Below are 21706 nucleotides of genomic sequence, written 5' to 3' on the forward strand. Positions count from 1 at the left end.
GATTATACGCTAATGGCAAAACAAAATATTTATATACTAGGTATAGAGTCGTCTTGCGATGATACATCTGCCGCTGTTATATGTAATAACGTTGTTTTAAGCAATGTTGTTGCCAACCAAAAAATACATGAAGAATATGGTGGTGTTGTACCAGAATTAGCTTCTAGAGCGCACCAACAAAATATTGTTCCTGTAGTACATCAAGCCTTAAAACAAGCAAATATAACTAAGCACGAATTAAGTGCTATTGCATTTACAAGTGGTCCTGGATTAATGGGTTCTTTATTAGTAGGTACATCGTTCGCAAAATCTTTTGCTTTTGGTTTAAACATTCCAATTATAGATGTAAACCATATGCAAGCGCATATTCTTGCTCATTTTATAAAAGAAGAAAATTTTAAACAACCAGAATTTCCGTTTTTAGGTTTAACCATTTCTGGCGGTCATACACAAATTGTTCGTGTAGACGATTATTTTAAAATGAATGTTATTGGCGAGACTATTGATGATGCTGTTGGAGAAGCTTTTGATAAAAGCGGAAAAATTTTAGGTTTAGGTTATCCTGCTGGCCCAGAAATAGATAGGCGTGCAAAATTAGGAAACCCAAAAGCTTTTAAATTTACAAAACCAAAAGTTGATGGTTTAAACTTTAGTTTCTCTGGATTTAAAACTGCTGTTTTATATTTTATTCAAAAAGAAGTAAAAAAGAATCCTAATTTTATTGAAAATAATCTTAATGATATTTGTGCTTCAATACAATACACAATTATTGGAATTTTAATAGACAAACTAAAACTTGCAAGTAAAGAAACAGGTATAAAACACATTGCTATTGGTGGTGGCGTATCGGCAAATTCTGGTATTAGAAATGCACTTAAAAGTGGTGAACAAAAATTTGGTTGGACTACGTATGTTCCTAAATTTGAATACACAACAGATAATGCTGGAATGATTGCTATTGTTGGTTATTTAAAGTATTTAAAAAGTGATTTTGCAACACAAGATGTAATGGCATCTCCAAGATTAAAAATATAATTTTTTTTGAATTTTTAAAGCTTTAAAATTAAGCAAAACCTCTATATATTAAATGCATAACGAAACCATAATTTTTATTTTAAACTTATTTCTTTATGGTTTTTGTTTTACAGCTATAGCTAGTTATATTTTAGCTGCTTTTAAAATTAATAATTTACGTAGTTGGAACACTTCATTTTACTATTATATAATTAAAACAATACGTATAATTGCATTATTATACTTTAAATACTACCTAAGCTATTTAATATCATTTTACCTATCTACAGACCAGGTTTTATTTACAATTAGAGCAACAGGACCTTATTGGTTTTCCTATTGGTTTATGTTGTTAAGGCCATTATTATTTTGCTTATTAATTCAACTGTTTTGGTTTAAAAGTTTTCAAATAAAAAATATAAAAAGTTTTCTTTTAATTCTATCAATTTTACTGTTAATAATAGCTTCTGGCGAAAATTTAGAACGTTTTGTAATTTTAACAATAACAATACATCGTGACTACATACCAGATACTTTAATTACTAATTATTTTACACATCAAGGCTTTAACTTAAACCTATATTTACTTTTTATTCTTGTATTTATAATAGAACGCCTATTAATTTTCACTGCATTAACACTATTAATTAGAAGTGTATCACTAAGAATCAAGATAAAAACAAGCTAAAAAATTAAAAAAATATAGCTTGTTGAAATTAGTGTTAATAACCTTATAGATTATTTTAAATAAGAACTTTATTTTTTGTTTTTTTGTATTGAAAAGCCAACAAATATTCAATAAATGAAGAATTTACTACTACTCTTATTTTTAAGTTTAACAATTTTAACAAACGCTCAAACTGCCATAAAAAAAGAGTTAAAATCTATTGAAACCGAAGAACAAGCAGAAGCTTATTTAGAAACTAAAAAATCTAAAAAAAATAAGATTTTAGTATTTAATGAAGAAAAACACCAATCTAAACTCGCAAAAGAGCTTATAGAAATGCCTGTTGGTTTTACTAAAAATGAAAGAACCCAGTTTAAAAAAACACACTATAAAGTAATTAAAAAAGAAAAAGTACCGCATTATAGAATTAGCTATATATTTTTTGATGGTAATAAAATGGATGCTAGCAAAATTTACGACTTAAGAAAAACAATCATGGTAGAACATGGTAAAGGTGTGCCTTTTGAAGATTTAGCAAACAAATATTCTATGGCTAAAAACACACGAAAAGGTGCCGATTCTGGTTGGGTAAAAGATGGAGACATGCCAATAGAAATAGAAAATGAGGCTTTTAATTTAAAACACCAAGTAAACGATATTTACGATGTAAAAACCGAAAAAGACAACGGCTATTATATCATTAAAAAAACGTATCGCATTAAAGAAATTAGAGAAGTAAGTGTTTTAAAAGTTTTAGAAACAATAGACTAATGCAACTATTCTACAGTCCAGACATCTCGAAAAACCAAGACCAATTTACTTTCTCTAAAGAGGAAAGCAGACATATTGTTAAGGTTCTTAGAAAAAGAGATGGAGACATATTACATATTACAAATGGAAAAGGTGACGTCTTTACAGCAGTAATACTTATTGCTGCAATAAAAAGTTGTACTGTAGAAATTAAAGAAGTAGTTACACAAAACCCTTTAAATTATAACTTGCATTTAGCTGTTGCACCAACAAAAATGAATGACCGCTACGAGTGGTTTTTAGAAAAAGCTACAGAAATTGGTATAAGTAGCATCACGCCTATTATTTGCGACCATAGTGAGCGAAAAGTAATAAAAGAAGACAGATTTGAAAAAATATTGCAATCTGCAATGAAACAATCACTAAGCGCTTATTTACCAAAATTAAATCCTGCAATAGCATTTAAAGAATTTTTAAAGCAAGATTTTAACAGTGCATTATATATTGCGCATTGCGAAGAAACCAATAAAAAATCCTTAAAAAAGGTATTACAAACCAATACAGATATTACTATTTTAATTGGACCAGAAGGTGATTTTAGTACAAAAGAAATAGAATTAGCACTTGCCAATAATTATATACCTGTTACATTGGGAGAAACACGTTTAAGAACAGAAACCGCGGCAATTGTTGCTTGCCATTCTGTTGCATTTGTAAACGAATAATTACATATTTATAATATTACAAAAGCATCAATTAATATTTAGATTATAAAGTTTTATAAAAAATTATAATTCTAGCTTAATATGTAAAGTAATAAATTAGATCTAAAATGTATTTTGCATAACAATTATAATTATTTTTGAAATATGATCTACAGTCCAAAAACGTTTATATCATTAGTTATAATTGCTTTGTTTACCTCATTTTTCTCTGTAAAAAGTGACGCTCAAGATTTAGCAATTTTAAAATACAAAGGTGGTGGCGATTGGTATTCAAATCCTACAGCTTTACCAAACCTTATTAAATTTTGTAATGAAAATATAGAAACAGAAATAAACACTAAACCAGAAACAGTAGAAGCTGGAAGTACAGATATTTTTCAATATCCTTTATTACACATGACAGGACATGGTAATGTTTTTTTTAATGAGGAAGAAGCACAAAACTTAAAGCTATATCTTGAAAGCGGCGGTTTTTTACATATAGATGATAACTACGGTATGAAAGATTATGTAGTCAAAGAATTAAAAAAAGTGTTTCCAAATCAAGAATTAAAAGAATTACCAAAAAGTCACGAAATATTTAATACAGCTTTTAAATTTGCTCAAGGATTACCAAAAATTCATGAACACGATGGAAAGAGACCACAAGCTTTAGTGTTATTTTATAAATCACGATTAGTTGTATTATTAACATTAGAAAGTGATTTAGGTGATGGTTGGGAAGACCAAGAGGTACATAACGATCCAGAAGATGTAAGACTAAAAGCCCTACAAATGGGAGCTAATATTGTTAAATACGCTTTTGAAAATTAAAAATCTATGAATACTATTTTGGATATAGTTTCTTCGGTTTTTGATTTCTTTTTTCAATTTTCTCTAAAAGACAAAAACAATAAAAAACTTCCTAAATCACTTTTAATAATAATTATATTTTTAACTATTATCATCCCGATATCAATTATAATATACATTGAATCACAAGTGTAATAATACTAATTCAATATAAAAATTTGCAACTCACTCATTACAATACCACTTTTAAAAAACAACAATTTTCTATCACTATTATTTGTGAGAACGTTACAAATGCTCCAAATATTGGGAGTTTATTTCGTACTGCAGATGCTTTTGGTGTAGAAAAAATTATTTTTTGTGGCAGCAAAATTCCTTTAGGAAGAAAAATGACAAAAACCTCGAGAACTACAGAAAAATTTATAAAATACCAAGAAAGAGAAACTGTTGAAGAAGTAATTATAGAACTAAAAAAAAGTAATTATTCTATTTTAGCTTTAGAAATTACAGATAATAGTAAACCAATACACACTTTTAATGTACCTACAAAAAAGCCTATTGCAATAGTAATTGGTGATGAAAATTTTGGCATATCTAATACTGCTTTAAAACAAACCGATGCCATTATACACATAGATATGTTTGGGCAAAACAGTAGTATGAATGTAGTACAAGCAACCACAGTTGCACTATATGAAATTACAAAACAATTACGTTAAAAAATACGATTTCTAAAGTTTTACATTAAAAACTAATTGTTTAGCTTTACTAACTAAAACTAATAAATTTTGACATCTAAAATTATATCAAACGGTATTTTAAGGGCATTTGCCATTATTGTAGGCATTGTTATATTGCTTTGGTTTCTATACACTATACAATCTGTAATTGCATATTTAGCAATAGCAGGTGTAATTTCTCTAATAGGAAGACCTTTAGTTATTTTTTTAAAACGAAAATTAAAATTTAATGATACGGTTGCAGTAATAACCACGATGTTTCTATTTATTTTAGTTATCGCTGCTATAATTGGTATGTTTATTCCGTTAGCTATAGAGCAAGGTCAAAATTTATCGCTTTTAAATATAGACCAATTACAAACTAATATAGAAAACCTATACCAGGAGTTTATTCAGCATTTTAATTTAAATAAAACAGATGTAGAAGAATCTATTAAAGATTCAAAAGTGTTTTCAAAATTAAATTTTGGTTTTATACCAAACTTCTTAAACGCTGTAGTAACAGGTTTTGGAAGCTTTAGTATTGGTTTATTTTCGGTGTTATTTATTTCATTTTTCTTTTTAAAAGACAGTAATTTATTTGGCTCTTCAATATTAACAATATTTCCAAAAGCTCAAGAATCTCGTATTAAAAAATCATTTATAACAATTAGAGATTTATTATCAAGATACTTTGGAGGTTTATTATTACAGTTACTTATTTTGTTTACAATTTACTCTATTGTCCTCCTTATTTTTGGTATAGAAAATGCCGTAATTATAGCTTCACTTTGTGCTCTTTTAAATATTATACCTTACGTTGGACCAATAATTAGTGGTGTTTTAATAATATTACTTACCATGTCTAGCAACTTAGGCCAAAGTTTTAGTGATGTTATTCTACCTAAAACCATGTATGTCATGATTGGGTTTATTGTGGCACAATTAGTAGATAATTTCTTTTCACAACCTTTTATATTTTCTAAAAGTGTAAAGTCTCATCCTTTAGAAATTTTTATAGTAATTATTATTGTTGGCTTGTTATTTGGCATAGTAGGTTTAATAATTGCAGTGCCATTATATACAGCTTTAAAAGTAATTGCAAAAGAATTTCTTTCGGAATACAGAATCGTAAAAAGATTAACCAAAGGATTAGAATAAAACTATACTTTTGAATTCCAATATTTTAAACAAAGACGTACAAGAATACATCGCTAATAATATTAATTCTAATATTACCGAATTAATATTAAAAGGTATAAGCTTTCCAAATATTGAAACATCTCAATTAATAGAACAAATTGAAGCTAAAAAACGTTCTCAAAAAAAGCTACCTACTTGGTTTTCTACTAAAAACATATACTATCCCAATAAATTAAATATAGAGCAAACCTCTTCTGAGATTACTGCAAAATATAAAGCAAGTTTAGTTTCAGGAGAATCAATAATAGATTTAACAGGAGGTTTTGGTGTAGATTGTTATTATTTTTCCAAGCAAATAAACCATGTAACACATTGTGATATAAATATAGAATTATCGAAAATTGTCAAACATAATTCTAATAAATTACAAATAAAAAACATGACTTGTTACCCTAAAAATGGGTTAGATGTTTTAACCGAAGAACAAACAAACTACGATTGGATATATGTAGATCCTTCAAGACGTGATGATATAAAAGGCAAAGTTTTTTTGCTAAAAGATTGCTTACCAAATATTCCAAAACATTTAGATTTATTATTTAAAAAATCTAAAAATGTGATGATTAAAACATCTCCTCTAATAGATATTACGTCTGGAATTAATGAATTATCACAGGTTAAAGAAATTTATTGTGTTGCAGTAAACAATGAAGTAAAAGAATTGCTTTGGATTTTAGATCGTGAGTTTAATGGTGAAATTAAAATTAAAACAACAAACATTACAAAACAAAACAAGCAGGTTTTTAATTTTAGCTTAACTGAAGAAATACAAGCTAATGCTCAACTTAGCGAGCCACTAACTTATTTATACGAACCTAATGCTACCATTTTAAAAGCAGGTGCTTTTAATGTTATTGCTAATAAATTAAATCTCTACAAACTACATAAACATTCACATTTATATACTTCTGAAAAAATAGTAGATTTTCCTGGAAGACAATTTAAAATTGAAACCGTAGTAGAGTATAATAAAAAGAAATTTAAAAAAGCTTTTAAAGAAACTAAAGCAAATGTAACTACAAGAAATTTTCCTGAGCCTGTGCAATTAATTCGAAAAAAATTATTACTTAAAGATGGTGGAGATAAATATTTATTTTTCACAACTAATACTTTAAATAAAAAAATAGTGATTATTTGCACTAAAGCCTAAACCTTATAAATACCACCATCTGTAAAAGCGTAATTAACACATTCTTTAGGACAGTTTTTTGTATTCAAACCTGTAAATAAACTAAACGCAGGCAATATAAGTTGGTTACTACTAACTTGATAACAAGGTAGTTTTATAAATTGTTTAGCTTTACCTTTAATAATAACACCAGGATGTGTGTGGCCAGAAATTATAAATTCATTTGCATTACTTTTCACATTATCATGTACAAAAGATGTTTTTTTAATACTCTTTTTAGGTCTGTGAATAGTAATGTTTAAATCCTTATATAAAGCTAGAAAAAGTCTATCGTGATTTCCAATAATAAGCTCGAAATTTATATTAGGAAACTGTTGTAGCCAAATTTTAAAATGTGCTACATCGGTATTAAACTCTGCATGAAAAAGATCACCTACAATTAGTACTGTTTTAGGTTTAAAAAACGTTATTAAAGCTTTTAAACGCTCCAAATCTTTAATTAAAACATTATCAGGAATTGGAATGCCATGTTTTCTAAAATGAGCAGATTTACCTACGTGCAAATCTGAAAGCACAAGTGCGCCTTCACTTTCCCAATACAAAGCACGTTGATTGGTAAGTGTAAATGTTTCTTGATTACAAATTATGTTTTTTGTTACAATGTGCAACTTAATCTAATTTAAAAACTTGCTGTTGAATGCGAGCAATACGTTTTCCTATAGCTTCGTTACTAATTGTACTTCGAAGTCTATCTACTTTTATAGGAAAACTCAAAGGTGTAAAAGATTTTGCTCTTTTAATAATAATCTTACTATTTTCTATTCTTTTAAATGCTGCCTGCATGCGTACTTCTTCTAATTGCTGATTAAAAACTTCGGTATAAGCTTGTTTTAAAAGTAAATTATCTGGTTCGTTTTCATCGAGAACTCTAAAAATTAAACCCGAACTTGATTGCAAACTCTTATTATTTTTACGTGTTCCTGGTTGCGATTGTACAACCAATCCTGCAATTACAGCAATATCTCTAAATTTTCTAGAAGCCATTTCTGCTGCATTTATACTGGCTGTGACATCTTCCATTAAATTTTCTTTAGACAAAATATTTTTTATATTACTTTCATCTAAAGGAATGGCTTGGTCGCTTAATAGCTCAAAACCATAATCATTCATTGCTATTGTAAAGGTTAACGGCATTATTTTTCCTAATCTATAAGCTACTAATGCAGCAATTACCTCGTGTACCAAGCGACCTTCAAAAGGATACATAAATAAATGAAAACCATCTTTGGTTTCTATTAATTCTACTAAAAACTCATTTGCCTTTGGAATGTGAGATGTTGTTTCTTGTCTAGACAATAAAGGATGTAAAAATTTAAGTTCTTTTTCTCTAGAACCTGGTTTTAACGCATCATTAAGTTTTAATCTTAAAAAATGACTTAAATATGAGGTTAATGGTAAACGTCCACCCATCCAACTTGGTGTTATGGCTTTTTTAGATTTGCTTCTTTTAACCAAGACACTCATATCCTTTACCTGTATCATTTCTAAAACACGACCTCCAAGAATAAAACTCATTCCTGGTTTTAATTTTGAAATAAAATACTCTTCTATCATACCAATATATCCGCCAGAAATAAATTTAACCATTAGCATGGCATCGCTAACAATTACACCAATATTCATTCTATGCAACATAGAAATTCTTCGGCTTTTTACTTTATATAAGCCATCTTCATCTAAAATTACTTTATGAAATTCTTCATAAGCTTTTAAAGTATTACCACCTTGAGTTATAAACTGAATAGCCCAATTAAAATCGGCTTTAGTCATATAATGAAATGCATGAACTTTACTTAATAAAGAAAATGTTTTTTCTGCATTGAAACCTTCACCAACTGCTAATGTTACTAAAAACTGAACTAAAATATCGTAAGTTAAAACCATAGGTTCTCTAGACTCAATTTCGTTAGTTTTAACAGCTTCTTTTATTGCTGAAGCTTCAATTAATTGAAGAGAATGTGTGGGTACAAAATATATTTTTGAACGTTCGTATGGCGAATGTCCACTTCTTCCTGCACGTTGCATAAAACGAGCAATGCCTTTAGGAGAACCTATTTGTATTACACAATCTACAGGTTTAAAATCTACACCTAAATCTAATGAACTGGTACAAACTACGGCTTTTAAATTTCCAGCACTAATATTTTCTTCTATCCAATTACGTGAAACTTTATCTATAGAGCCATGATGTATAGCTATTTGTCCTGCTAAATCTGGAGCTTCTTCAAGAATTATTTGATACCAAAGTTCACTTTGGTTTCGTGTATTTGTAAAAATTAAAGTGGTGCTGTTTTCTAAAATTACAGGTACTATTTTAGAAGCCATATTTTTTCCTAAATGTCCGGCCCAAGGCAATACTTCTACTTCGTCTGGCAATATAGAAATTATGTCTATTTTCTTTTTTTCTTTAGCACGAATGGTAGTTGTTTTAATTTCTGGATATGGTATTAAAACTGTTTTTGCCTGTTCTAAATTACCTATAGTAGCTGTTATTCCCCAAATACGAAGACTTGGAGATAATACTAATAATCTTGCAATTACTAACTCTGTAAGTACGCCACGTTTACTACCCAATAATTCATGCCACTCATCTACCGCTACACATTTTAAGGATTTAAACCATCTTGAATTCTTTTTTTGAGAAAACAATAAATGCATTGTTTCTGGTGTAGTAAGTAAAACGTCTGGCATTAAACGTTCTTGCCGTCTTCTATCTTTTTGTGGTGTATCTCCGTTTCTTACTTCAACTGTCCAATCTAAACCTATAGATTCTACTGCTTCGCTCATTGCTTTTGCTAAATCCTTAGCTAAAGATCGTAACGGACTAACCCATACTAATTTTAGTCCTTTTTTATATTGATTTGGATGATTTAAGTAATCTATAACTACAGCAAGAAACACCGAAAATGTTTTACCAAAACCTGTTGGAGCAATAACTAATCCCGAATATTTATTACTATACCTTTGCCAGGTTTTATATTGAAAACTAAAAGGCTCATTACCATCTTTTGCCATCCAGTTTTCTATTATCTTGTAACCTTCGGAGTCTTTAAATGTACTCATTTTATTGTGCTTCAATTAATGCGGTTACAGACTCAATAGTATCTATTTCGCTTACAGGTTTATCTTTTCTCCAACGTTTAATTCTTGGAAAACGTAGTGCTACTCCAGATTTATGACGTTTACTGTATGCAATACCTTCAAAAGCAATTTCAAAAACCAACTCTGGTTTTACAGTACGTACAGGTCCAAATTTTTCTAAAGCATTTTTATTTACCCATTTTGAAATTTCTGTTATTTCTGCATCTGTTAGTCCAGAATATGCTTTTGCCACTGTAACTAAACCGTCATCTTTTTTTACTGCAAAAGTATAATCTGTGTACTTGCTACTTCTTCTTCCGCTTCCTTTTTGCGCATATATCATTACTGCATCTATAGTTAGCGGTTCTACTTTCCATTTCCACCAATCTCCTTTTTTTCGACCAACATGGTAAGGTGAAGCTTTTTGTTTAAGCATTAAACCTTCAGAATTTATTGTACGTGCATTTTCTCTAATTTCTTTTAAAACTTCCCAATTTTTAAAATTTATTATTTTAGAAAGCTTTAATTTGTCGTTTATAACCACAGTTGAAAATAATGTTTCAAGTTGATTTCTTCTTTCCTGCATTGGTTTATCTCTAAAATCTTGATTGTTATATTCTAGCAAATCGTAAGCATAAAATCCAACAGGTATGTCTTCTAAAAGCTTTTTGGTTATATTTTTTCTATTTAATCGTTTTTGTAAATCATTAAACAGTAAAACAGTACTGTCTTTTAATGCTAAAATTTCACCATCAATTACAAAATCGTCTTTAAAATTAGTAATAGTTTCAACAATTTCTGGAAACTGAGAGGTCACTAATTCTTCACCTCTAGACCAAATATAAACCTCATTATTCCGTTTTACAATTTGTCCGCGAATACCATCCCATTTGTATTCTACTTGCCAATCTTCAGGTTTTCCTAGTGCTAATAAATCTTTTTCTAAAGCATAAGCTAAACAAAACGGATAAGGTTTTGAATTGTCGTAATTAATGTGACTACCATTTAATAAATCGGAAAAATTTATGGTTTCAATATTCCAATTTCCAATTATACTGTGCATAAGTTGATTAGCATCAATTCCAGATAATTTTGATAAAGCATTTACCAATGTTTTTTTAGAAACACCTATTCTAAAACTACCTCCAATTAATTTATTAAAGATAAGACGCTCTTGCTTTTCTAATCCAGACCAAGCATTTAAAACGTATTTTTTTTTCTCTTCTTCTGTTTTAGGTTTTAACGCAATTAATTCTTGCATCCATTGGTGTAAAGGTTTTTCTATTGTATGTGTTGGGTTAGGTAATATTAATGCTATAGTTTCTCCTAAATCGCCCACCGTACTATAACTTTCAAGAAACAACCATTCTGGAAGTTTTGTAATTTCAAAAGCCCATTGTTTCATTAAACTCGATTTTACAGGTCGTGGTGGTCGTTTTCCTGTAAAAATAGAAATTAACCAAAGTTTATCTTTTTCAGGTGCGGTTTTAAAATAATTAACTAATGCTTCAATTTTTGCATTGGTTTTATTAGTAATTTCTAAAGCACTAATTAAGTTTGAAAAGTGTTTCATTATATACTACTGGCTTTAGTTTGGTTTTCTTTATCTTGTGATGCTAATTCTTCTTCACCATATTCTGTTATAACTTCTTCTGAAGCGATACCAATTTCATTTAAATATTTTGAAAAAGTAGCTTGAGATCCATGTGTTACATATACCTTTTCTGCTTCTGAAGCTTTGACAGCAGACAATAAACCATCCCAATCTGCATGATCACTTACAGGAAAACCTGCGTCAACAGCTTGCCATCGTCTATTACCTCTAATTTGCATCCAACCAGAGCATAATGCAGTTGCTGCATTTGGTATTTTTTTTAATAGTTTAGAACCTAATAATGCTGGCGGAAGGATTACTATTTTATTTTGAATCGCCTTTTTATCAAAATCATATTTTAATAATTCTGTTTTTGGTAAAGCTATTCCTGAGTTTTCTATTGCATTATTTAAGTTATGTATAGCAGAATGTACATGAATTGTATCTAAACCCTCTAAAAGTTTCATTAAGCGTTGAGCTTTACCCAAAGAATAACCTATAAAAACACTTGTTCTATTTACTGACTGATTTTTTAAAACCCAATTATGAATATTTTTTTGGATCTTTTCCTCTGGCAACCATTTATATATAGGTAAACCAAAAGTACTTTCGGTAATAAATTCGTGACATTTAACACTCTCAAAAGGCGCACTTATAAAATCTGGTTGAGTTTTATAATCTCCAGTAAAAACTACTACAAAACCTTTAAATTCTAATCTAATTTGTGCAGAACCTATTACATGACCTGCAGGATGAAAACTAACTTTTACACCATTAATTGTTTTAGGTTCGTTATAAGCTAAACTTTCAATAGCTATATCTAAGCCTAACCTATGTTTTAAAATGGCTTTAGAATCGTTTTGACATAAATAATGTTTATTGCCTTTTCGAGCATGATCTGCATGACCATGAGATATTATAGCGTGTTTTACAGGATACCAAGGATCTAAATAGAATTTACCTGGAACACAATAAATACCTTTTTTAGTAAATTTTATAAATTTCAATTATTAGCTTTTATAGTGAAGCTATAATTTACAACATAAGAAATTTTAAGAAGTTGAGATTAACTAATTTTTAACCCATTTAGCAGAAAATTAACTACTATATTATATTTATTCTTCTTCGTTAGATGCTTTTTTTGATCTTTCTACTATTGCTCGCAAGCGTTCTTTTCTAGTAATTTTTTCCTGACGAAGTTTATTTTTCTTCCTACCCATCAACTTAGAATGTTTAGCTTTATTCTTTGTGTTTTTGGCGCTTCCAAATTTTGCCATGAGTATAGAATAGATTTTATAATAATTAAAAAGAATTTAAAACAAGAAATCCCTTTCAAATTAATGAAAGGGATTCTGTGAGCCCTGAAGGATTCGAACCTTCGACCGCCTCCTTAGAAGGGAGGTGCTCTATCCAGCTGAGCTAAGAGCCCTTAGCACTTAAAAAATAGTCGGGGTGGCAGGATTCGAACCTGCGGCCTCCACGTCCCAAACGTGGCGCGATAACCGGGCTACGCTACACCCCGAAAATTATTATTTTGTGTTAATTTAAACTGCGGAGAGACAGGGATTCGAACCCTGGGTACCTATTTCTAGGTACGACGATTTAGCAAACCGCTCCTTTCGGCCACTCAGGCACCTCTCCAATTTTGTAATGAACGTTGCAATAAATTGCGGATGCAAATGTATAACAACATCCTAAATAACACAACAAATTTACCTGTTTTTTTTAATAATTATTCTGGATATTCAATTCTTAAATGGTAAATGTTTGCTAGCTTGCGTTTTAGCACTTTTTTAATATGTTGAATTTCTTTAAAAGTAATATTTGCATTTAAGAATTGACCATCTTCCATTTGCTTATTTAGTATATTTTCTACAAAATTATCAATTTTTATAGAGGTTGGTTCTTTTAAACTTTTAGATGCCGCTTCTACACTATCACACATCATTAAAATTGCAGTTTCTTTACTAAATGGTTTTGGACCTTTATATGAGAAGTCTTTAATATCTATAGCCTCATTAATTGCTTTCTCTTTCATATAAAAATAATAAACTGTACTAGTACCGTGATGTGTTCTAATAAAATCTATAACTCGATCTGGCAAATTATTTTTCTTTGCTATTTCAATTCCATTAATAACATGATCAACTATTATTTTTGCACTTTCTTTTGCAGAAAGCTCATCATGAGGGTTTAATCCTGACGATTGATTTTCTGTAAAATATGTAGGATTTTTCATTTTACCTATATCATGATATAATGCTCCTACTCTAGTTAGCATTGCATTTGCACCTATTTCATTTGCTGCTGCTTCAGCTAAATTAGCTACGTTTAATGAGTGATGAAAGGTTCCTGGCGCTTCATCAGCTAGACGCTTTAAAAGCTTTGTATTGGTGTCTGACAATTCTAATAAAGACACGTCTGAAACTAACCCAAAAAGTCTTTCATAAATATAAATTAGAGGTTGTACAAAAAGTGTTGCTAAGCCACAAAGCGCAAACATACCAAAGGTTTCCCATTTTAAATTGTCTACACTACCTTCATGAATTACAAAAAATGCAAAATATGCTATAATATATACCAATGTTATTTGTCCAACTGATATAAATAAATTAGCACGTTTATATAATTCAGACACTGTTAAAATTGTAACTATTCCTGCTATAATTTGCAAAAACATATATTCATAACTATTAGGCACTATAGAACCTAATAGTAATACTGTTATTACGTGTGTAAACAAACCTAATCTTGCATCAAAAAAGGCTTTTAAAACCAGAGGTAATACTGCAATTGGAACTATATAAATAAAAGATATATTATAATTTACAACCAACGTAGTTAATAAAACCATTAAAAAAACATTGAAAAAAATAAAGGTCACTTTGGTATTATTATTAAATACATCTAACCTGTACTTTCTTAAAAAAAGTAATAACATTAATAGAGCTAAAGCAACTAACAATGTATAAGCGAATACGATTAAATTATAGTTTGATTGTGTCCAAACCTGAGATTGATATTCTGATTCTAATGATTTTAAAATGGTGTATTTATTACCTTCTACAACTTCTCCTTTAGAAATGATTAATTGATCTTTTTCTATACTTCCTCTTGTATATGAAATTGTTTTTAAAGCTTCATCCAAAGCTTTATCTGTTAAGTTCTTATCGTATTGAAGATTAGATTTTATTATGTTAAAAAATAAATTTTTTAACGGTGTTTTATACTCTAATAAATTGGCCTTTTTAAGGTCTGATTCTATTTTACTACTTATATCTTTAAGCGTGTATAAATTAGAATACTGCGTTTTGCTTCTTTCTACTCTATCTTCTAAAATTATAACATTAGAGAGTTTTGATAATGCTAAATCTTGATCTACTATTCCAAAATTATATAAATCATTTAATATCGTTTTTCCTTTATTATATATGGTTATTGTTGAACCATATATAGAGTCCGGAAATTGTGTTTTAAATTCTTTTTCAAATTGTCTTTTAACTTCGGGATATATAGTTGTATTTATATTAAAATACTTAATTGTATTTTCTTGAATTTGTATTTTTTCTTTCTCTAATTCTTCAGTTGTTTTTTGTACAGCAAAATTAAATGGCGCATATAAGGTTTCAGACTGCCATGGTTTTCCTTTTTCAAAATCATATTTAAATCTTCCGCTTTTCGGAAATAAATAAACCACTAAAAATGTGGTACATATAAAAAGAATAATTTTATATATAAGAGAATGATTTTTATAAAAAGAATTGATAAAGTCTTTCATTTTAAAGCTAATAGATTTCTATAGAAAATCAAATGTAATAAATCTTGACTTCTAATAAGAGTTATTATCTTGCTAAGGTTCTCATTTTTTATAAAAAATCCTTAATTTCGCAAGAATTAAAATAAAGACTTATAATTATGAAAGAAGTTGTTATTGTTTCTGCTGCTAGAACTCCAATAGGAAGTTTTCTAGGTGCATTATCTACTATACCTGCACCAAAACTTGGTGCAATTGCTATAAAAGGCGCTCTTGATAAAATTAATTTAAAGCCAGAATTGGTTGAAGAAGTTTTAATGGGGAATGTTGTACAAGCTGGAACAGGCCAAGCTCCTGCAAGACAAGCAGCAATATTTGCTGGAATTCCAAATACTGTACCTTGTACAACTATTAATAAAGTTTGCGCATCTGGAATGAAAACAGTCATGCAAGCTGCTCAAGCTATTGCTTTAGGTGATGCTGAAATTGTTGTTGCTGGAGGTATGGAAAATATGAGTTTAATACCACATTATTACCATGCAAGAACTGCTACAAAATTTGGCCCTGCTAAATTAGAAGATGGTATGCAAAAAGATGGTTTAGTTGATGTTTACGATCAAAATGCAATGGGCGTTTGTGCAGATGCTTGTGCTACGGAATATAATTTTTCTAGAGAAGATCAAGATGCTTATGCTATACAATCTTACAAAAGATCTGCTGCTGCTTGGGAAACTGGTAAATTTAATAATGAAATTGTACCAGTTGCTGTGCCACAAAGACGTGGTGATGATATTATTGTTACTGAGGATGAAGAATATAAGAATGTAAGAATGGATAAAATTCCTGGACTACGTCCTGCATTTTCTAAAGAAGGAACTGTAACGGCTGCTAATGCATCTACCATTAACGATGGCGCAGGTGCTATGGTTTTAATGAGTAAAGAAAAAGCTGAAGCATTAGGTTTAAAACCTTTAGCTACTATAAAAAGTTATGCGGATGCCGCACATGAGCCAAAATGGTTTACTACAGCTCCTGCTAAAGCATTACCAAAAGCTTTAGATAAAGCTGGAATTGACATTAAAGATGTTGATTATTTTGAATTTAACGAAGCATTTGCTGTTGTTGGATTAGCAAATATGAAAATTTTAGGATTAAAAGATACAAACGTAAATGTTAATGGTGGTGCTGTTTCTTTAGGGCATCCATTAGGTTGTTCTGGAGTTAGAATACTTATAACTTTACTTAATGTTCTTGAACAAAATAATGCTAAAATTGGTGCTGCTGCTATTTGTAATGGTGGTGGTGGTGCATCGGCTCTAGTTTTAGAACGTAATTAATATTTCTATATCTAAAAATAATAAATGCTATACGGAATTTGTAACTTAAGTATTGTTCCTTTAAGACTTGAAGCTTTAGATGCCAGTGAAATGGTTTCACAGGTTCTATATGGTGATCTTTTTAAAGTTATTGAAGTACGCAAATCTTGGGTTAAAATCCGTTTAGCATTTGATAAATATGAAGGCTGGATTGATATTAAACAGTATCAAGAAATTACAGAATATGATTATAAAATTTTAACTTCTGAAACTCCAAAACTTTCAAAAGATTTAATAGAATTTGTAGAAGCTGAAAATCAAGAGTTATACTCTATACCTTTAGGTTCTCAATTAAATGCTCTTTCGCTATTAAAACACACTTTTGACGGAAATATTTCTAACGGAACACAAGATAAAAGCCAGTTAATTTCTACTGCTTTTAACTACTTAAATGCTCCATATCTTTGGGGAGGAAAAACTCCTTTTGGTATAGATTGTTCTGGTTTTACCCAAATGGTATATAAAATTAATGGATATAAATTATTACGTGATGCTTCACAACAAGCAACTCAAGGTGATGCTTTAAGTTTTATTGAAGAAAGTGAACCAGGAGACCTTGCTTTTTTTGATAATAATGAAGGTGCCATTACTCATGTTGGTATAATTATGAAAGATAATTACATAATACATGCACATGGTAAAGTTAGAATTGACAGGTTAGATCACTCTGGAATTTACAATGTTGATAAAAATACACATACTCACAAACTAAGAGTTATTAAAAAGATTATATAAAAAAAACCACTAATTAAAATTAGTGGTTTTTTTTATGAATGTGTATTTAATTATGTATTAAATACCATATTTTTCTTTAAGCTCTTTAGCTTTTGCTCCTTCGTCAATAGCAATATAAATATTTACTAAAGTTTTTGCTGCTTCAATATTATTGTCGCTAATAGATAATACTTTTTCTAAATACGGTACAGCTCTTTTATAAACTTCTAAACGCTGACCTTTTAATTCATCATATCTTTTATCATCTTTTGCACTACTTCCTAAACCATTCATTTCTTCAATAATTGCTTGCTCATCACTTAGCACCAATGAAGCCATATTTGTTAATGCATTAACATAATTAGGGTCAATTGCTAAAGTTTTTTCATAGTATGCTCTAGCTTCTTCATTTTTACCTGTTTCTGCAGATAAAACACCTAAGTTGTATAATAAATCTACATTATTAGGGTCTTTGTCTACTGCTTCTTTAATTAATTTTGCATACGCATCAACATTTCCTAATTGATATTGAGTATTAGCTTCTGTTACAATTAAGTTTACATCTTCTGGATCTGCTTCTCTAGCGTCTTTAATTGCAGCTAAAGCTTCCTCTTTTTTACCTTGGTTTAAGTATATAAGAGCAATATTTTTAGTAATCTCTGCTTTTTTAGACTCGGTTTGACGCTCACCTGGATTAATGTGTGTCTTTGTTTTATTTACATAAAGATCTCTCACATTTTTAGCAAATACTTCCTCTTTTCCAGATTCTTTGTTTGTTGCGTAATATTCAGTTTTAACACCATCGTAACCAATTTTATTTAATTCTTTGTAGAAATTTAGCGCTAAATCATAGTCTTGACCACTAATAGCACTTATTGCTGCAAAATACAAGTATTCTTGATCTGCAGAATCTATTTCGTATAAAATTGAAAATAAATTTGCTGCTTCCACAAAGTTTTTGGAACTGTAAGCTGCATTTGCCTTAGTTAAAAATTCGTTTTTAATTACTTGTTTTGTTTCAGCAAATTCTGACACGTATTTACCATCAACTTTATTAAAATTATCTAAAGCTTTTTGTAAGTCTGCTGGTGCTCCTGTTCCATTAGCATAAAAAGCTTTTGCAGATGCAAAATAAAATTTAGATTTCATTTTATCATCCATTGAGCCTAACATTGGCTCTAATTGAGAAACCATTGCTTTAGCTTCAGAATAATTATTATTTTTAATTGCTTTCTCTAGTTTCTTTAATTCTTTTTTCTGTGCAAAAGAAAAAAGTGTTACCATCAAGGCTAATGAGAGAATTAATTGTTTTTTCATTTTAATAGTTATTTGTTATTTGTGTTTTTATTCTTCTTCGTTTGAAGCAAGAGTCGTGCCATTGTCTTCTTCGTTAGTGTTTTCAACACCTTCAATAGTTTCATCTACAACCTCTTCTTCTTCGTGCATTACTTTTGCAACAGCGGCAATAGAGTCTTTTCCTTTTAAATTTATAAGCTTTACTCCTTGTGTTGCTCTACCCATTACACGTAAATCTGCAACTGCCATTCTAATTGCGATACCAGATTTATTAATAATCATTAAGTCATCTTCATCTGTTACATTCTTAATAGACACTAAGTTACCGGTTTTTTCTGTAATAGAAATAGTTTTTACACCTTTTCCACCACGATTTGTAATCCTGTAGTCTTCTAAGCTAGAACGTTTACCGTAACCATTTTCTGAAACTACTAGAATGTTACTGTCCATATCGTTTACTGCAATCATTCCTATTACTTCGTCTGTTTTCTCGTCTTGTAATCTAATTCCTCTTACTCCAGATGCTCCACGTCCCATTGGTCGTGTTTTTGCTTCTTCGAAACGAATAGCTTTACCAGATTTTAAGGCTAACATTACTTGACTTTCTCCTGTTGTTAACTTTGCTTCTAATAAAACATCATCTTCTTTAATGGTAATTGCGTTTATACCATTAGTTCTTGGTCTTGAGTATTGCTCTAAAGAAGTTTTTTTAACTTGACCTTTTTTAGTGGCCATAATTACATAGTGATTATTTACATACTCTTCATCTTTTAAATCTTGAGTACAAATAAAAGCCATAACCTTATCGTCTTGCTCAATATTTATTAGATTTTGAATTGCTCTACCTTTAGAAGTTTTTGAGCCTTCTGGTATTTCGTAAACACGCATCCAGAAACATTTCCCTTTTTGTGTAAAGAATAACATGTATTGGTGATTAGTACCAACAAACAAGTGCTCTAAAAAGTCTTCGTTACGTGTTGTTGATGCTTTTTGCCCAACGCCACCTCTATTTTGAGTTTTATATTCTGTAAGAGATGTACGTTTAATATATCCTGCATGAGAAATTGTTATTACAACTTTCTCATCTGGAATCATATCTTCGATACTTAAATCTCCACCGGCATATTCTATTTTAGAACGACGTTCGTCTCCATATTTATCTCTAACTAATTGAAGCTCTTCCTTAATTATAGACATTCTACGGTCTTTTTTGTCAAGAATATCTTTAAGGTCTTCAATAGTTTTCATTAACTCCTCGTATTCTGCACGAAGTTTGTCTTGCTCTAGTCCTGTTAATTGACGTAGACGCATTTCTACGATTGCTTTGGCTTGAATTTCAGATAACTCAAAACGTTCAATTAACTTAGAGCGTGCTTCATCTGCATTAGATGATGCTCTAATTAGTGCAATTACTTCATCTATATTGTCTGATGCTATAATTAAACCTTCTAATATGTGTGCTCTTTCTTCGGCTTTACGTAATTCGTATTTTGTTCTTCTAACAACAACTTCATGTCTATGCTCTACAAAATAGTGAATAAGTTCTTTTAAGTTTAGTAATTGAGGCTTTCCATTTACTAAAGCTATATTATTTACACTAAATGAAGATTGTAATGCTGTGTATTTGTAAAGTTTATTTAATACAATATTTGGTATTGCATCTCTTTTTAAAACGTACACAATACGCATTCCGTTTCTATCAGATTCGTCTCTAATACTAGAAATACCTTCTAATTTTTTATCGTTTATTAAATCGGCAGTCTTTTTAATCATGTCTGCCTTATTAACTTGATAAGGTATTTCTGTTACAATAATACACTCTCTACCTTGAACTTCTTCAATGTTAGCATTCCCACGCATTACAATTCTACCACGACCTGTATGGAATGCTTCTTTCACACCATCATAACCGTATATAGTTCCTCCTGTAGGAAAATCTGGTGCTTTAATATGTTGCATTAACTCATCGATTTCAATTTCATGATTATCGATGTAAGCGATTGTACCATCTACAACTTCTGTTAAATTATGTGGTGGCATATTTGTAGCCATACCTACAGCGATACCAGATGCTCCGTTTACTAATAATCCAGGAATACGCGTTGGAAGTACTGTTGGTTCCTCTAAAGTATCATCAAAATTTAATTTGTGGTCTACTGTCTCTTTGTCAATATCTGCTAACATATCCTCAGATATCTTACGCATTCTTGCTTCTGTATAACGCATTGCTGCTGGACTATCTCCATCTACAGACCCAAAATTTCCTTGACCATCAACTAACATATATCGTAAGCTCCATTCTTGAGCCATACGAACCATTGCATCATAAACCGATGTATCACCATGTGGGTGATACTTACCTAAAACCTCACCAACTATTCTTGCAGACTTTTTATGCGCACTGCTTGCTCTAACACCCAGTTCATGCATACCGTAAAGTACACGTCTATGAACTGGCTTTAATCCATCTCTTACATCTGGTAAAGCACGTGACACAATGACTGACATTGAATAATCAATGTAAGCCGATTTCATTTCATCTTCAATATTAATCGGAATAAGTTTCTCTCCTTCTGCCATATATATTTAAGTTATTATTTATAGTAATTTCAAAACGTGCTAATATAATTATTTCATTAGTCATAGTAAGCCTTTAAGCGCTATTTTTTAACAGTATTTATTAACAATTTTAATATGGTTTTTCGTTAATAACTATCTTGTTAATTGTTTTGATTTTATAAACTTTTTTTTGTCTATTAGCATAGAATACCATGTCTTACATGAATTCATGAAATAAAAACCTTATTTTTCTTTCTAATTATTGTAGAAAAA

At 29.9% G+C, this 21706-nt stretch carries 18 protein-coding genes and 3 tRNA genes; 10 read left to right on the forward strand and 11 right to left on the reverse strand.

The window, feature by feature from the left end:
• Positions 1-12: 12 nt before the first annotated feature.
• The 8 genes from tsaD (at position 13) to LACAL_RS12995 (ending at position 7020) form a co-directional block, all read left to right on the forward strand.
• Complete coding sequence (gene tsaD, locus LACAL_RS12960) at positions 13-1035, forward strand: tRNA (adenosine(37)-N6)-threonylcarbamoyltransferase complex transferase subunit TsaD (protein WP_013871210.1); 1023 nt, start codon at positions 13-15, stop codon at positions 1033-1035.
• Positions 1036-1087: 52 nt separating this feature from the next.
• On the forward strand, positions 1088-1702 hold the full coding sequence (locus LACAL_RS12965) for a hypothetical protein (protein WP_013871211.1): 615 nt from the start codon (positions 1088-1090) through the stop codon (positions 1700-1702).
• A gap of 114 nt (positions 1703-1816) precedes the next feature.
• Positions 1817-2452, forward strand: coding sequence for a peptidylprolyl isomerase (locus LACAL_RS12970; RefSeq protein ID WP_013871212.1), 636 nt, complete (start codon positions 1817-1819; stop codon positions 2450-2452).
• Positions 2452-3156, forward strand: a complete 705-nt coding sequence (locus LACAL_RS12975) for a 16S rRNA (uracil(1498)-N(3))-methyltransferase (protein WP_013871213.1) — start codon at positions 2452-2454, stop codon at positions 3154-3156. Before LACAL_RS12970 ends, LACAL_RS12975 begins: the two co-directional genes overlap by 1 nt.
• A 144-nt stretch (positions 3157-3300) precedes the next feature.
• Entirely contained in the window at positions 3301-3969 is a 669-nt protein-coding gene (locus tag LACAL_RS12980) for a DUF4159 domain-containing protein (protein ID WP_013871214.1), read from the forward strand.
• Between the two features lie 197 nt (positions 3970-4166).
• Positions 4167-4667 (forward strand): TrmH family RNA methyltransferase, encoded by a 501-nt coding sequence (locus LACAL_RS12985; protein ID WP_013871215.1) that lies wholly within the window; start codon positions 4167-4169, stop codon positions 4665-4667.
• A 69-nt stretch (positions 4668-4736) separates the two neighbouring features.
• The gene (locus LACAL_RS12990) at positions 4737-5828 is read left to right on the forward strand and encodes an AI-2E family transporter (RefSeq protein ID WP_013871216.1); all 1092 of its coding nucleotides are present in this window, start codon (positions 4737-4739) and stop codon (positions 5826-5828) included.
• Between the two features lie 10 nt (positions 5829-5838).
• Complete coding sequence (locus tag LACAL_RS12995; protein WP_013871217.1) at positions 5839-7020, forward strand: hypothetical protein; 1182 nt, start codon at positions 5839-5841, stop codon at positions 7018-7020.
• On the opposite strand, the gene pdeM is transcribed toward LACAL_RS12995, so the two are convergent.
• From pdeM to LACAL_RS13035, 9 genes are all read right to left on the reverse strand, one after another.
• Positions 7017-7667 (reverse strand): ligase-associated DNA damage response endonuclease PdeM, encoded by a 651-nt coding sequence (pdeM, locus tag LACAL_RS13000; protein ID WP_013871218.1) that lies wholly within the window; start codon positions 7665-7667, stop codon positions 7017-7019. The genes LACAL_RS12995 and pdeM overlap by 4 nt on opposite strands.
• Before the next feature lies 1 nt (position 7668).
• Positions 7669-10122, reverse strand: a complete 2454-nt coding sequence (locus tag LACAL_RS13005) for a ligase-associated DNA damage response DEXH box helicase (protein ID WP_013871219.1) — start codon at positions 10120-10122, stop codon at positions 7669-7671.
• A 1-nt stretch (position 10123) separates the two neighbouring features.
• Positions 10124-11713 carry an ATP-dependent DNA ligase gene (locus LACAL_RS13010; RefSeq protein WP_013871220.1) on the reverse strand — a complete coding sequence of 530 codons (1590 nt, stop codon included), beginning with the start codon at positions 11711-11713 and terminating at the stop codon, positions 10124-10126.
• Entirely contained in the window at positions 11713-12741 is a 1029-nt protein-coding gene (locus LACAL_RS13015; protein ID WP_013871221.1) for a ligase-associated DNA damage response exonuclease, read from the reverse strand. The genes LACAL_RS13010 and LACAL_RS13015 overlap by 1 nt, the downstream gene beginning before the upstream one ends.
• A gap of 108 nt (positions 12742-12849) precedes the next feature.
• Positions 12850-13011, reverse strand: a complete 162-nt coding sequence (locus tag LACAL_RS15480; protein WP_013871222.1) for a hypothetical protein — start codon at positions 13009-13011, stop codon at positions 12850-12852.
• 78 nt (positions 13012-13089) lie between these two features.
• A tRNA-Arg gene (locus LACAL_RS13020) sits at positions 13090-13163 on the reverse strand.
• 18 nt (positions 13164-13181) lie between these two features.
• A tRNA-Pro gene (locus LACAL_RS13025) sits at positions 13182-13256 on the reverse strand.
• Positions 13257-13286: 30 nt separating this feature from the next.
• Positions 13287-13375, reverse strand: a tRNA-Ser gene (locus LACAL_RS13030).
• A gap of 91 nt (positions 13376-13466) precedes the next feature.
• A complete protein-coding gene (locus tag LACAL_RS13035) occupies positions 13467-15512 on the reverse strand; it encodes an HD family phosphohydrolase (protein ID WP_013871223.1) in 2046 nt (681 codons plus the stop codon).
• A gap of 137 nt (positions 15513-15649) precedes the next feature.
• On the opposite strand from LACAL_RS13035, the gene LACAL_RS13040 reads away from it, so the two are divergent.
• Positions 15650-16825, forward strand: a complete 1176-nt coding sequence (locus LACAL_RS13040) for an acetyl-CoA C-acyltransferase (protein ID WP_013871224.1) — start codon at positions 15650-15652, stop codon at positions 16823-16825.
• Positions 16826-16849: 24 nt separating this feature from the next.
• Positions 16850-17599 (forward strand): C40 family peptidase, encoded by a 750-nt coding sequence (locus LACAL_RS13045; protein ID WP_013871225.1) that lies wholly within the window; start codon positions 16850-16852, stop codon positions 17597-17599.
• Positions 17600-17656: 57 nt separating this feature from the next.
• Here LACAL_RS13045 and LACAL_RS13050 read toward each other — a convergent pair whose 3' ends face one another.
• Positions 17657-18895 carry a tetratricopeptide repeat protein gene (locus LACAL_RS13050; protein WP_013871226.1) on the reverse strand — a complete coding sequence of 413 codons (1239 nt, stop codon included), beginning with the start codon at positions 18893-18895 and terminating at the stop codon, positions 17657-17659.
• Between the two features lie 27 nt (positions 18896-18922).
• Positions 18923-21454 carry a DNA gyrase subunit A gene (gene gyrA / locus LACAL_RS13055; protein ID WP_013871227.1) on the reverse strand — a complete coding sequence of 844 codons (2532 nt, stop codon included), beginning with the start codon at positions 21452-21454 and terminating at the stop codon, positions 18923-18925.
• Between the last annotated feature and the right edge of the window lie 252 nt (positions 21455-21706).

The organism is Lacinutrix sp. 5H-3-7-4, assembly GCF_000211855.2.
GTDB lineage: Bacteria > Bacteroidota > Bacteroidia > Flavobacteriales > Flavobacteriaceae > Lacinutrix.

What these genes read in the sequence shown, in the direction of transcription:
- tsaD (WP_013871210.1), top strand. Translation starts at nt 13, where the DNA reads ATGGCAAAACAAAATATTTATATACTAGGTATAGAGTCGTCTTGCGAT.
- LACAL_RS12965 (WP_013871211.1), top strand. Translation starts at nt 1,088, where the DNA reads ATGCATAACGAAACCATAATTTTTATTTTAAACTTATTTCTTTATGGT.
- LACAL_RS12970 (WP_013871212.1), top strand. Translation starts at nt 1,817, where the DNA reads ATGAAGAATTTACTACTACTCTTATTTTTAAGTTTAACAATTTTAACA.
- LACAL_RS12975 (WP_013871213.1), top strand. Translation starts at nt 2,452, where the DNA reads ATGCAACTATTCTACAGTCCAGACATCTCGAAAAACCAAGACCAATTT.
- LACAL_RS12980 (WP_013871214.1), top strand. Translation starts at nt 3,301, where the DNA reads ATGATCTACAGTCCAAAAACGTTTATATCATTAGTTATAATTGCTTTG.
- LACAL_RS13005 (WP_013871219.1), bottom strand. Translation starts at nt 10,122, where the DNA reads ATGAGTACATTTAAAGACTCCGAAGGTTACAAGATAATAGAAAACTGG.
- LACAL_RS13010 (WP_013871220.1), bottom strand. Translation starts at nt 11,713, where the DNA reads ATGAAACACTTTTCAAACTTAATTAGTGCTTTAGAAATTACTAATAAA.
- LACAL_RS15480 (WP_013871222.1), bottom strand. Translation starts at nt 13,011, where the DNA reads ATGGCAAAATTTGGAAGCGCCAAAAACACAAAGAATAAAGCTAAACAT.
- LACAL_RS13035 (WP_013871223.1), bottom strand. Translation starts at nt 15,512, where the DNA reads ATGAAAGACTTTATCAATTCTTTTTATAAAAATCATTCTCTTATATAT.
- LACAL_RS13040 (WP_013871224.1), top strand. Translation starts at nt 15,650, where the DNA reads ATGAAAGAAGTTGTTATTGTTTCTGCTGCTAGAACTCCAATAGGAAGT.
- LACAL_RS13045 (WP_013871225.1), top strand. Translation starts at nt 16,850, where the DNA reads ATGCTATACGGAATTTGTAACTTAAGTATTGTTCCTTTAAGACTTGAA.
- LACAL_RS13050 (WP_013871226.1), bottom strand. Translation starts at nt 18,895, where the DNA reads ATGAAAAAACAATTAATTCTCTCATTAGCCTTGATGGTAACACTTTTT.
- gyrA (WP_013871227.1), bottom strand. Translation starts at nt 21,454, where the DNA reads ATGGCAGAAGGAGAGAAACTTATTCCGATTAATATTGAAGATGAAATG.